This is a genomic window from Natronohydrobacter thiooxidans, from assembly GCF_001884735.1.
Classification (GTDB): domain Bacteria; phylum Pseudomonadota; class Alphaproteobacteria; order Rhodobacterales; family Rhodobacteraceae; genus Roseinatronobacter; species Roseinatronobacter thiooxidans_A.
Genome location: NZ_MJAP01000013.1, coordinates 162,335 through 173,920, shown reverse-complemented (window position 1 = coordinate 173,920; position 11,586 = coordinate 162,335). Strand labels below are relative to the sequence as shown.

Here is an 11,586-nt window from a genome sequence, read left to right as displayed (position 1 = left end):
AGACCAGGCGGCGGCTTCAGCCCCGCAGAAACGCGGCGACCTGCGCTTCCAAAGCGGACCAGTCGGTAAACTCGCGCCCGCTTTCGCCAAGCGCGACCTCATGCCCGGCAAGCGCCACATGGCGCACGATCTGGCGCTCGTAATAGTCATAGGCGTTCAGCCGGACAGCGCCTGCGACCAGCACCTCCTGCGTGGGTCTGAGGCCCGTGCGCATCTCCATCTCGATCAGATAGTCGCGCGCCTCTTCCAGCCCGTCGGGAAAGGCCGCTTTCAGACTGACCGACAACATCAGCGTCGGGCGCGCGGCAAGCTCGGCGCGGGCGGCGACCAATGCGGCCTCGAAACTGCGCGGATGGCGGCGTTCATGGACGGGGGCGGCGAGGATCACCCTGTCGGCACCGTTCAATGCGCCATTGACGGTCTTTTGCGCTGTGTCGCACAGCGTGACCCTGTGGCCCAGATCGCGCGCCTGTTCCGCCACCACCCCGACAATCTTGCCGGTCTGGCCTTCGACCGTCTCGAAGAGAATCACGATATCCATGCACCACCTTCGGTTGACCCTGGGATGTTCAGCGCAGACGATGGCCGTGAAAAAGCGCGCCCGCCTTGTTCCAGATCAAGGCGGGTTGACCTTACGGCAGCCAGAGGCCGGGTTTGCGCTCACAAGGTCGCGTTGATCGCGCCGCCATCCAGCAGCAGGTTCTGCCCGACGATGAACCCGGCATGCTGCGAGCAGAGAAAGGCACAGGCCGCCCCGAATTCGGCCGCGGTGCCATAGCGCCGCGCCGGAATGGTCGCTTCGCGCTTCGTGCGCGCCTCCGCCATCGAAATCCCCTCTGATTTGGCCACACCGCTATCGAGCGCAGAGGCGCGGTCCGTGTCATGGATGCCCGGCAGCAGGTTGTTGATGATCACCCCCTTGCCCGCCACCTGCCGCGCGGTGCCGGCGACAAAACCGGTCAGCCCGGCGCGGGCGGAATTGGACAGGCCCAGCACCGGGATCGGCGCTTTTACCGAGCCGGAGGTGATATTCACCACCCGCCCCCAGCCGCGCGCGATCATGCCCGGCAGAACCGCCTGCATCAGCGCGATGGGTGTCAGCATATTCGCATCCAGCGCCTTGATGAAATCCTCGCGCGACCAGTCGCTCCACATCCCCGGCGGCGGCCCGCCTGCATTGGTGACAAGGATATCCACCGCGCCCGCGGCCTCCAGCACCGCGCTGCGCCCGGCCTCAGAGGTGATATCGGCGGCGACTGTCACCACCGCGACGCCATGCGCGGCGCGGATTTCGGCCGCCGTGGCCTCCAGCGCCGCGGCCCCGCGCGCATTCAGCACCAGATCCACCCCCTCGGCGGCCAGTGCCTCTGCGCAGCCCCGGCCCAGACCCTTTGATGACGCGCAGACCAGCGCGCGTTTGCCGGTTAGTCCCAGATCCATCCTGTCCTCCTGATCCACTCGCTTGCGACAGAGATAACACCCGGCAGAGATGCCGACAAACCCGCCCGAGCGACAAGATTCTGTCGCTTATGGAACATTCTTCGCCGCCAAGGGTAACAATTCACCAATTTGTCATGTTAGCGTGACCCATCGTCAGGGGGTCAACGCGCGGAATCGGTAAAGGCTGACCTGCGAGCCGCAGAAGGCGCGGCGCAGCCCGCTGGCCGGTGCGACATAGGCCGGTCACTGACGCAACACTCAAGGCCCGCAAGTGATACGACGGGTCCAACAAGGGGAATACGCAATGTCACAAATTGACGAGGACGATGGTTCTGCCGCGACCGAAGAGGCGATTCCGGAGCCCGAGGGCGCGTCGGAAATCATCCAGACCGACTATGAGATCGGTCAGGATAACATCACCCCGAAGATCGGCCCTTTCGGTCTGGATATCCATAATCCGGTCTTTGTCGTTTCGGGTTTGGTCGTGGTGGCCTTCGTCATCATCACGCTGGCCTTTCAGGAGGCGGTCGGCCCGGCGCTGGGCGCGATGCGCGGCTATCTGACCTCGACCTTCGACTGGTTCCTGATCATGGCCGGCAATATCTTCGTGCTGGTCTGCCTTGGCCTGTTGATCTCGCCGCTGGGCAAGGTTCGCATCGGCGGGGCGGAGGCAACGCCGGATTACAGTTACCTTGGCTGGTTCGCGATGCTCTTCGCCGCAGGCATGGGCATCGGGCTGATGTTCTTCGGCGTGCTGGAACCGGCCTATTACTTTGCCACGCCCTGGGGCGATCAGCCGTTGAGCCGCGATATCGGCATTGTCGAGGGCATGCTGGCCGATCCGGCGACGGTCGAGGCCGCGCGCCGTACCGCCATGGCTGCCACGATCTATCACTGGGGTCTGCACCCCTGGGCCATGTATGCGGTGGTCGCGCTGTCGCTGGCGCTCTTTGCCTATAACAAGGGCCTGCCGCTGACCGTGCGCTCGATCTTCTATCCGATCTTCGGGGACAAGATCTGGGGCTGGCGCGGCCATGTCATCGACATTCTGGCGGTGTTTGCCACGCTCTTCGGCCTTGCGACCTCGCTCGGCTTTGGCGCGCAGCAGGCGACAGCCGGGATCGGCTTTGTCTTCGGCATCGAGGATCTGGGCGCGACGGCGACCTTCCCGGTCATCCTGATCGCGATCATCACCGGTCTTGCACTGATTTCGGTGCTGCGCGGGCTGGAAGGCGGCGTCAAGGTGCTGTCAGAGATCAATATGGTGCTGGCGATCCTGCTGATGGCCTTTGTGATCCTTGTCGGGCCGACCTTCACGCTGATTTCGCAGTTCTTCAGCAATCTGGGATCCTATGCGACCGAGATCCTGGCGCTGTCCAACCCGATCGGGCGTGAAGATGATGGCTATCGTCAGGGATGGACCGCCTTCTACTGGGCCTGGTGGATCAGCTGGTCGCCCTTTGTCGGCATGTTCATCGCCCGCGTCAGCCGGGGCCGCACGGTGCGCGAATTCATCACCTGCGTGCTGGTGATCCCGACCATCGTCTCGGCCATCTGGATGACCGCTTTCGGTGGCACCGCCATCAGCCAGTTGATCGACAATGTGGCTGAAAGCGCCGTCTATGGCTTCGTGGTCGAAGCCTATGTGCCGGAGCTTTCGCTCTTCGGGATGCTCTCGGAACTGCCCCTTGCCGCGATTACCTCGGTTCTGGGCATCATTCTGGTGATCGTGTTCTTTGTCACCTCGTCCGATTCCGGCTCGCTGGTCATCGACACGATCACGGCAGGCGGCAAGATCAACGCGCCGGTCAGCCAGCGGGTTTTCTGGGTGATCTTCGAGGGTCTGGTGGCGGCAGCGCTGCTGCTGGGCGGCGGGCTTGTGGCGCTGCAGGCGGCATCGGTCTCGACCGGACTGCCCTTTGCCATCGTGCTGCTGATGGCCTGTTACGCGCTGGTCAAGGGGTTGATGAACGAACCCCGCTAGCCGGAGGCACCTGAGGCACCCCTACCCTCGGCGCCTCTGCGACTGATGGCAAGGCCCTCGCTTCCGGCGGGGGCCTTGTGCGTCAATCAGGTGAGCGAATGGCCTATGCTGAGGCCGGGGCGGCCGCGTTCGGCCGGTGATCTATCGCGCAAGGTGGCGGCAGGGTGTCCGTCCCGAGGCATGCCGCCGCTGCCGGTAAGGTGCGTGCTGCAGCACGCACCTTACATCCCGTAGCGCCCCCCCCTGTCCGCATGGCGGAACGAAAAAAGCCGCGTCCCGAGGGAGGCGGCCTTCCAGTCGGTCAAAGCGGGCAGGATTACTTGATCTTGCCTTCCTTGTATTCGACATGCTTGCGCACAACGGGGTCGTATTTCTTGATCGAGAATTTCTCGGTCATGGTGCGGGCGTTTTTCTTGGTGACGTAGAAATGCCCGGTTCCCGCGGTCGAGTTCAGGCGGATCTTGATGGTGGTTGGCTTTGCCATTGTCTCTCTCCTGACCGGGCAAAGCGCGGTGCGCGCCCGATTGAATTCTGAACCCGCCTTCTACTGGTCTGCTGCGCCATGTCAACCGCAAAGGGCCGGAAATCAGCACTCAGACCGCGTTTTCGCCACGCAGGACCGATGGCAGGGTCAGGGCAAGGATGCGCAGGTCCAGCATCAGTGACCAGCGGTCGATATATTCGAGATCCAGCGCCACGCGGCGGCTGATCTGATCCGGCGTCTGGACCGGCCCGCGCAGCCCCTGCACCTGCGCAAGCCCGGTGATGCCGGGCTTGACGCGGTGGCGCGCGGCATAGCTGCGCACGACGGCCGCGAATTCCATCTCGCGGTTGCGCGCGCCCAGTGCATGCGGGCGCGGCCCGACAAGGGACATGCTGCCTTCGATCACATTGAAGAGCTGCGGCAACTCGTCCAGCGAGCTCTTGCGCAGGATCCGCCCCAGACGGGTTACGCGGCTGTCGCCCGCAGTCACGGGCACCACCGCGCCGGGATCGCTTTGCGCGTGATGCAGGCTGCGGAATTTCCAGACATGGAAGGGGCGCGAGGCGTAGCCTTCGCGCGCCTGCCGGAAAAACACCGGGCCCGGACTGTCCAGCCGGATCGCGAGCGCGATCAGCCCGAAAAGCGGCGCGAGCAGCATCAGGATCAGCGCAGCAAGGCAGAGGTCAAAGCTGCGTTTGAGCGCGGCATCCGCCGCGCGCAGGGGCCGGTCGAAAAGGTCGAGCAGCGCGACGCCGCCCAGCCAGCGATAGGTCCGGGGACGGTAGATCAGGGTCGAGCGCACCGGTGCCAGCCGGATATCGACCGGCATGGCCCAGAGATCCGAAAGGATCTGGCCGATCCGGGCCTCTGCACTTGGCGGCATGGTCACGATAACCAGATCGAAAGGGGTGCGGCGCAGGAAAGCGGGCATGTCGCGGATCCGGCCCAGTTTGGCCACGCCCTGTTGCACCAGCGGCGAGCGCGCGGGTTCGCGATCATCAAAAATCCCCAGCACCTGCACGCCCTGACGGCGCAGTTTCGCAAGTTCCATCAGGGTCTCGCGCGCCTCGCGCCCGCCGCCCGCGACAACGACACGCAGGCCAAGGCGGCCTTGCCGGATCAGCCGACGCACCCGCGACGACAGCGCCGCGCGCCAGAGCAGGGACAGGAGCGCTGCGGGCAGAAGCCCGGTTGCCGCGATAAGCGCGGCTTCGGGTCCGAGTGCGGCATGCACCGGGCCGAGCGTGAGCGGCAAGGCGATCAGCCAAAGCCGTCGGGCATGGCGCAGGGCCTGTCCGGGCTGGTCATAGGCGCCGAGGATCTGGCTAGGCCGGGGGCGCGTCAGCCGGGCCCAGCCCCATACCAGAGCCGCCCCGGCAAGCACCCAGGACCCGCCCTGCCAGACCGGCCAATGCGGCATCCCAGCCCAGAGCCATGCGCCCAGCAGGCAGGCGGCGATCAGCGCCACCTCGCCCCCGCGGGCGAGGGTGAGGAATTGCGCCGGGTTCAGGCGCAGGCGCGCAGGTGGGGCCACGGCTTCCAGCCCCGGCAAGAGATCGGATTGGCGGGTCTGTCGCATCTGGCCCCATCCTGCGCGGCGGCATTGCTATGAGCTTGCCATACCGGGGCTTAAGAAAGGCTGAAGCGCGATGCGGAGGGTCTGTAAGCCGGGTTCTGTCCCGGAGTTGCCTCCGGGGATGACCATTCATCTGCCCCTGCCCTTGCGGACAGGATCTAGCTGCCAACCCGGACTTCGGGCTGAGGCGGCCCTGCGGGGATATCCGGAAGACCCGGATCACGCCCGCGCGAAGTCCCTATTCGGCATTGCTCCGGGTGGGGCTTGCCGTGCCGGTCCGGTTGCCCGTCCCGCGGTGGGCTCTTACCCCACCGTTTCACCCTTACCCAGCCGGTCCGGCATAGCCGACGCGACTGGGCGGTCTGTTTTCTGTGGCGCTTTCCCTTGGGTTGCCCCAGCCGGGCGTTACCCGGCACCCTTGCCTCATGGAGCCCGGACTTTCCTCGCACCGAAAGGGGCGCGGTCATCCGACCTTCCGCATCGCAGCTTTGACATAGGCGCGTTGCACGGGTGACGCAAGCGGGGATCCGGGCTATGCTTGGGTCCGTCTTCCCGGGAGCCATGCATGACCAAGACGATCATTCTGCTCTTCGATGGCACGGCGAATACGGTCCGGTCCAACCGCAGCAATATCCTGCGGCTTTATGGCTGTCTGGAGAAATCCGACCGCCAGCTGGTCTGGTACAGCCCCGGTGTCGGCACATTCGGCGGCGAGAATTCGCTGTTCTACTGGCGCGCGCGCCTGCGCGAGGTCTTTGACCGCGCAACCGGCTGGGGGCTGGATCGAAATGTCAAGGACGCCTACCGTTTTCTGGTGGAGAATTACGATAACGGGAAGCGCGACGGCAAGCGGGTGCAGCCGCGCGACCGTGTGGTGCTGTTCGGGTTTTCGCGTGGCGCCTATACCGCGCGGGTGCTGGCGGGGTTTCTGAATGCTTTCGGGCTGATGGCGCCCCGCCATCTGAACCTGCTTGATCAGGCATACCGCGCCTATAAGGGCGTGGCCGAACGCCCCGATGCGAGGGGCGACTGGGAGGAGATGGATCTGTGGTATCGGGTGTTGCGGCCCGATCTGGTGCCAATTGCGTGCCTGGGTCTGTTCGATACGGTCAGTTCGGTCTTTGAATGGGGGCGCAATGGGCCGCGCTTTCGCGCGCATGCCAATACGAGCGAGAACCCGTCCGTGGCAGCGGTGCGTCATGCCGTGGCGCTTGATGAGCGGCGCGCACTCTATCAGCCGCTGCACTGGCCGGGCGGGCAGATTTGCCATGGCAACCGCTTCAGGCGCGGCCCCGGACAGCCGCAGGATCTGCGCGAGATGTGGTTTGCGGGCGTCCATGCCGATGTGGGCGGCGGCTATCCCGAACACGATTCGGCGCTGGGCAAAGTGGCGCTGGACTGGATGATCCGCGAGACCGAGGCGCTGGGGGTGCAGTATCGGTGGGGCACTGTCAAGCGTATCGTTCTAGGCAGGCAGGGCGACGGGCCTTCGCCGCGCTATGTTGCGCCAGATCCGGGGGCGCCCGCGCAGAACTCGCTCTCGCTGCTCTGGAAGCTGACGGGTTTTCTGCCGCGCCGTGGCCCGCCCGCGCTTGCGTCTTTTGGCCTTTATCTGCCGCTCTGGCGCAGGCGCAGGGTCGGCGCGGCGGATCTGGTTCATGCTTCGGTGGCCGGGCGTCAGGGCAGCCCGCATCTTGCCTCGCCCAATCTGCCTGAGGATCCGAACTATCAGCCCTGAGGGCCTTGCCCGTCACCGGGCGCTGTTCTAAGCAGGTCGAAAGGCAATCGGGGGCGAGATGCGCATTCTTCTGACCAATGACGACGGGATCAATGCTCCGGGTCTGGCGGTGCTGGAGGAAATCGCGCTGAATGTCGCGGGGCCCGATGGCGAGGTCTGGATCGTGGCGCCTGCTTTCGAGCAATCGGGCGTGGCGCATTGCATCAGCTACACCCATCCGATGATGATCGCGAAACTGGGCAGGCGGCGCTATGCGGCTGAGGGCTCGCCTGCCGATTGCGTGCTGGCCGGGCTTTACGATGTGCTGCAGGGAGCCAAGCCCGATCTGGTGCTTTCGGGTGTGAACCGGGGCAATAATTCGGCCGAGAATGTGCTCTATTCCGGCACGGTCGGCGGCGCGATGGAAGCCGCGCTGCAGGGCCTGCCCGCGATTGCGCTGTCGCAATATATGGGACCGTTGAGCGAGGATCTGCCATCGCCCTTTGACGCAGCGGTCGGGCATGGCGAGGCGATCATCCGCCGCCTGCTAAAGCGCGGGATCTGGGATAAGGGCGACTACCGGCTGTTTTACAATGTGAATTTCCCGCCGGTCGGGCGCGAGGCCGTCAAGGGGATGAAGGTCGCCCCGCAAGGCTATAGAAAAGATACGTTTTTCGGGGTTGAGTCGCAAATTTCACCCACCGGGCGCAAATTCCTGTGGATCAAGGGCGGGCCGCAGCATCTGCCGACCGCAGCGGGCACGGATGCGGCGGTCAATCTGGATGGCTATATCTCGGTCACGCCGATGCGCGCGGATCTGAGCGCGCATGACGCGATGGATGATGTGCGAAAGGCGCTGGAATGAGTGATCCTGACGCGCTGATCGAGGCGCGGATGCGCTTCATCTACACGATCCGCTCGCGGGGCGTGACGGATACGCGCGTGTTGCAGGCGATGGAGAAGATCGACCGGCGGGCCTTTGTGACGGGGATTTTCGCCGATCGCGCCTATGAGGACATGCCACTGCCGATTGCCTGCGGCCAGACGATCAGCCAGCCCTCGGTCGTGGCGCTGATGACCGAGGCGCTGCAGGTCGGCCCGCGCGACAAGGTGCTGGAGATCGGCACCGGCTCGGGCTATCAGGCGGCGATCCTGAGCCAGCTTGCGCGGCGGGTCTATTCGCTGGAGCGTCACCGCCAATTGGCGCAGGCCGCACAAAAGGTTTTTGACGCTCTGGGACTGAACAATGTCACCGCGATGGTCACCGATGGCAGCCATGGCCTGCCCGATATCGCGCCTTTTGATCGCATTATCGTGACCGCAGCCGCAGAAGACCCGCCCGGCCCGCTCTTGGCGCAGTTGCGGATTGGGGGTATCATGGTCGTGCCGGTCGGCCAGTCTGACACGGTGCAGACATTGATCCGGGTGATCCGGCGTGACGACGGGTATGAGTACGAGGAATTGCGCGCAGTCCGCTTTGTGCCGCTGGTCGAGGGCCTGGGGCAATAGCCAGCGGATGGCAAGGAAGGGCGGATCAACCGCCGAAGTGACGCGCAGAAAAACATGAGGGCAGAGCAGATGTCGAGAACTCCGAAAACAGTGTTGCTGTGCAGCGTCGCCTTGCTTGGTTTGAGCGCCTGTAGCGACTTCGACATGGATATGCGTCGCTCCGATAATGGCTTCTCCACCGCTGAAGCCGCGCGACAGGCCACTGCCGCCCGTCCGCGCCCCGATGCGCGCGGCATCATAACCTATCCTGATTATCAGGTCGTTGTGGCGCGCCCCGGTGATACGGTCTCTGCTGTCGCGCAGCGTGTCGGCATTGCAGAAGGTGAGCTTGCGCGGTTCAACGCGCTGGATTCCGGCACGGCGCTGCGCGGTGGCGAAGTCCTTGCTCTGCCGCGCCGGGTCGATGGGACGGGCGGCACAACGGGCGTCGCGCAGAACGGGGCTATCGAGATCTCGACGCTGGCTGATGCCGCGATTGCGCGGGCCGAGGGCGGCAGCCCCGCGCCGCAAACACAGCGCCCTGCGGTTCAGCCAGCCTCGGAGCAGCCGCGCCAGCACCGGGTGCAGCGCGGCGAAACCGCGTTCCAGATTGCGCGGCTCTACAATGTCGCGCCGCGTGCATTGGCCGACTGGAACGGGCTGGACCCGGAAATGCGCGTACGCGAAGGCCAGGTGCTGATGATCCCGGTGCCCGATCAGCCTGCCCCGGCCCGCGCGGCGCCTGAGCCCGCCCCTGAACCTGCGGTTCCGGCCCCCGGTTCGGGCAGTGCCACGCCTTTGCCGCCAAGCGCCTCGACGCCACTGCCCCCGCCAGAGCCGCCCGCACGCGAACAGGAGGCTGCGGCGCAAGAGGCCCGCCCGCCCTCGCCCGCGCTGTCCGAGACCCGGACCGAGGCCACACGCCCGCGCTTTGTCATGCCTGTGGAGGGTCGGATCATCCGCGCCTATGCGCCGGGGCGCAATGAGGGGATCGGGATTGCGGCCAGCGCCGGAACCGCTGTCAAGGCGACCGCAGCCGGGCGCGTTGCCGCGATCACCGAGGACACGAACAAGGTGCCGGTCGTTGTGATCCAGCATGACAATGGCCTGCTGTCGGTCTATGCGCAGCTTGAGGGTCTGACGGTCGCGCGCGGTGCGTCGGTGACGCAGGGCCAGACCATCGGACGCGTTCGCGCAGGTGATCCGAGCTTCCTGCATTTCGAGGTGCGCCAAGGCATGAACAGCGTCGATCCGATGCGCTATCTGCAATAGGGGATGCGCGTCAGGCTTGCCAAACCGGGTCTTTGCGCGTATCCGTTAGCGCAAACACCGCAAGCGGAGTGATCCCATGACCCCAGCCGAGCAAAGCCAGCACGCCCTCGCCCTGTGCCAGATGGCCCCTGTCATCCCGGTTCTGGTGATCGAGGATATCGCCCATGCCCTGCCGCTGGCGCAGGCGCTGGTGGCCGGTGGATTGCCGGTGCTGGAAGTCACCTTGCGCACCGATTGCGCGCTGGATGCGATCAGGGCCATGGCGCAGGTCGAAGGCGCGGTCGTGGGCGCAGGCACGGTGTTGAGCCCCCAGCAGATGGAAGCCGCCGCGCAGGCGGGCGCACGCTTTGCGGTCTCGCCCGGTGCGACGCCCGCGCTGATTGATGCGGCCCGCGTCCACAACATGCCGCTTCTGCCCGGCGCGCAGACCTGTTCCGAGGTGATGGCGCTGCTGGAACAGGGCTATACGGTGCAGAAGTTCTTTCCTGCCGAATCCATCGGCGGGGCGAGCGCGCTGAAATCCATCGGCGGCCCGCTGCCGCAGGTCACATTCTGCCCGACAGGCGGGATCAGCGTGACGCGCGCCCCCGATTACCTGAGCCTGCCGAATGTGGCCTGTGTCGGCGGATCCTGGATTGCACCCAAGGATGCGATGATCCGGGGCGACTGGCAGGCGATCACCGATCTGGCGCGCGCGGCCAGCCAGTTGCCGCGCTGACGCGCGCTGCGGTGGCGCAAAGGTCACAGACCGCCCCGCATGCGCAATTTGTCGCTGTTCATGCTCCATCGCTTCGCCTAGCCTGAACCCGAGGCAGGAAAACAGGCAACCACAACAGGTTGCACGATGATGAGATTTTCCAGACGCGGGTTTCTGGCATCCGGCAGCGCGGCGGGCGCAGTGGCGCTGGCGGGCTGCGAAGCTTCGCAAACCACGGGTTCCGGAGCGGATCGCCTGCGCTTCACCGAAGACGGTCGCCCGATTGCGACCACGCGCGCCGAGCCCCTGTCCGATCTGGCTGCGCGTTTCGACATCACGCCAATCTCTTACGCAGAGCGTCAGGATGGCGACCGCATCCTGCCCGCCACCGGCATGAGCCTGATCCCGCCGCAGTTTCACCGGCAGGTGGTGGAATATCCCTCACCGCATCGCAAAGGCACGATTCTGGTGCAGAACAGCACGCGGCATCTTTACTTCATCCTCGATGAGGGCCATGCGCTGCGCTACGGGATCGCGGTCGGGCGCGAGGGGCTGACATGGCGCGGACGCGGGCATATCTATCGCCGCGCAGAGTGGCCGACATGGACCCCGACCGCGCGGATGATGCGCGAAGACCCGAGCCTGACGCGCTTTGCAGGCGGCATGCCGGGCGGACCGCGCAATCCGCTGGGCGCGCGGGCGCTTTATCTGATGTCGGGCGGGCGTGATCAGGGCTACCGTATCCATGGTACGCCGGAATACTGGTTGATCGGGCAATATGTCTCGTCTGGCTGTATCCGCATGGTCAATCACGATGCGATTGATCTTTACAACCGGGTGCCCGTCGGCACGCGCGTGATCACGATCTGACACAAGCTCTTGCAAATGCCTTGGGGTTTGCGATCATGTCTCCGTGAGTTCAGGAAAG

The 11,586-nt window shown here is 65.2% G+C and carries 11 protein-coding genes and 1 other RNA gene; 7 read left to right on the top strand and 5 right to left on the bottom strand.

What is annotated here, in order from left to right; genetic code table 11:
* Positions 1-16: 16 nt before the first annotated feature.
* Both BG457_RS10115 and BG457_RS10110 read right to left on the bottom strand, forming a co-directional pair.
* Entirely contained in the window at positions 17-541 is a 525-nt protein-coding gene (locus BG457_RS10115) for a flavodoxin domain-containing protein (RefSeq protein ID WP_071797020.1), read from the bottom strand.
* 119 nt (positions 542-660) lie between these two features.
* Positions 661-1,440: an SDR family oxidoreductase gene (locus tag BG457_RS10110; protein WP_071797019.1), complete on the bottom strand. Its 780-nt coding sequence runs from the start codon at positions 1,438-1,440 to the stop codon at positions 661-663.
* Positions 1,441-1,744: 304 nt separating this feature from the next.
* Here BG457_RS10110 and BG457_RS10105 point away from each other — a divergent pair, with 304 nt between their 5' ends.
* Positions 1,745-3,424 (top strand): BCCT family transporter, encoded by a 1,680-nt coding sequence (locus tag BG457_RS10105; protein ID WP_071797018.1) that lies wholly within the window; start codon positions 1,745-1,747, stop codon positions 3,422-3,424.
* A 316-nt stretch (positions 3,425-3,740) separates the two neighbouring features.
* Here BG457_RS10105 and rpmG read toward each other — a convergent pair whose 3' ends face one another.
* The 3 genes from rpmG to rnpB all read right to left on the bottom strand — a co-directional run bounded on the left by rpmG (position 3,741) and on the right by rnpB (position 5,963).
* Positions 3,741-3,908, bottom strand: coding sequence for a 50S ribosomal protein L33 (rpmG, locus tag BG457_RS10100; protein WP_071797017.1), 168 nt, complete (start codon positions 3,906-3,908; stop codon positions 3,741-3,743).
* A 109-nt stretch (positions 3,909-4,017) separates the two neighbouring features.
* Positions 4,018-5,487 (bottom strand): exopolysaccharide biosynthesis polyprenyl glycosylphosphotransferase, encoded by a 1,470-nt coding sequence (locus BG457_RS10095; protein ID WP_071797016.1) that lies wholly within the window; start codon positions 5,485-5,487, stop codon positions 4,018-4,020.
* Positions 5,488-5,555: 68 nt separating this feature from the next.
* Positions 5,556-5,963, bottom strand: an RNA gene (gene rnpB / locus BG457_RS10090) — RNase P RNA component class A.
* Positions 5,964-6,049: 86 nt separating this feature from the next.
* On the opposite strand from rnpB, the gene BG457_RS10085 reads away from it, so the two are divergent.
* The 6 genes from BG457_RS10085 (at position 6,050) to BG457_RS10060 (ending at position 11,528) form a co-directional block, all read left to right on the top strand.
* Entirely contained in the window at positions 6,050-7,222 is a 1,173-nt protein-coding gene (locus BG457_RS10085) for a T6SS phospholipase effector Tle1-like catalytic domain-containing protein (RefSeq protein ID WP_071797015.1), read from the top strand.
* 58 nt (positions 7,223-7,280) lie between these two features.
* Positions 7,281-8,066 carry a 5'/3'-nucleotidase SurE gene (surE, locus tag BG457_RS10080; RefSeq protein ID WP_071797014.1) on the top strand — a complete coding sequence of 262 codons (786 nt, stop codon included), beginning with the start codon at positions 7,281-7,283 and terminating at the stop codon, positions 8,064-8,066.
* A complete protein-coding gene (locus BG457_RS10075; protein WP_071797013.1) occupies positions 8,063-8,710 on the top strand; it encodes a protein-L-isoaspartate(D-aspartate) O-methyltransferase in 648 nt (215 codons plus the stop codon). The genes surE and BG457_RS10075 overlap by 4 nt, the downstream gene beginning before the upstream one ends.
* 144 nt (positions 8,711-8,854) lie before the next feature.
* Complete coding sequence (locus tag BG457_RS10070; RefSeq protein WP_245770975.1) at positions 8,855-9,961, top strand: peptidoglycan DD-metalloendopeptidase family protein; 1,107 nt, start codon at positions 8,855-8,857, stop codon at positions 9,959-9,961.
* Positions 9,962-10,037: 76 nt separating this feature from the next.
* Positions 10,038-10,679 (top strand): bifunctional 4-hydroxy-2-oxoglutarate aldolase/2-dehydro-3-deoxy-phosphogluconate aldolase, encoded by a 642-nt coding sequence (gene eda / locus BG457_RS10065; RefSeq protein WP_071797011.1) that lies wholly within the window; start codon positions 10,038-10,040, stop codon positions 10,677-10,679.
* A 126-nt stretch (positions 10,680-10,805) separates the two neighbouring features.
* Positions 10,806-11,528 carry a L,D-transpeptidase gene (locus tag BG457_RS10060; protein WP_217649513.1) on the top strand — a complete coding sequence of 241 codons (723 nt, stop codon included), beginning with the start codon at positions 10,806-10,808 and terminating at the stop codon, positions 11,526-11,528.
* The last annotated feature ends 58 nt before the right edge of the window (positions 11,529-11,586 follow it).

Bases quoted from the DNA above. Each gene is read 5' to 3' on its own strand.
- BG457_RS10110 (WP_071797019.1), bottom strand. From the start codon at position 1,440: ATGGATCTGGGACTAACCGGCAAACGCGCGCTGGTCTGCGCGTCATCA.
- BG457_RS10105 (WP_071797018.1), top strand. From the start codon at position 1,745: ATGTCACAAATTGACGAGGACGATGGTTCTGCCGCGACCGAAGAGGCG.
- BG457_RS10070 (WP_245770975.1), top strand. From the start codon at position 8,855: ATGGATATGCGTCGCTCCGATAATGGCTTCTCCACCGCTGAAGCCGCG.
- BG457_RS10115 (WP_071797020.1), bottom strand. From the start codon at position 541: ATGGATATCGTGATTCTCTTCGAGACGGTCGAAGGCCAGACCGGCAAG.
- BG457_RS10075 (WP_071797013.1), top strand. From the start codon at position 8,063: ATGAGTGATCCTGACGCGCTGATCGAGGCGCGGATGCGCTTCATCTAC.
- rpmG (WP_071797017.1), bottom strand. From the start codon at position 3,908: ATGGCAAAGCCAACCACCATCAAGATCCGCCTGAACTCGACCGCGGGA.
- BG457_RS10085 (WP_071797015.1), top strand. From the start codon at position 6,050: ATGACCAAGACGATCATTCTGCTCTTCGATGGCACGGCGAATACGGTC.
- surE (WP_071797014.1), top strand. From the start codon at position 7,281: ATGCGCATTCTTCTGACCAATGACGACGGGATCAATGCTCCGGGTCTG.
- BG457_RS10060 (WP_217649513.1), top strand. From the start codon at position 10,806: ATGATGAGATTTTCCAGACGCGGGTTTCTGGCATCCGGCAGCGCGGCG.
- eda (WP_071797011.1), top strand. From the start codon at position 10,038: ATGACCCCAGCCGAGCAAAGCCAGCACGCCCTCGCCCTGTGCCAGATG.
- BG457_RS10095 (WP_071797016.1), bottom strand. From the start codon at position 5,487: ATGCGACAGACCCGCCAATCCGATCTCTTGCCGGGGCTGGAAGCCGTG.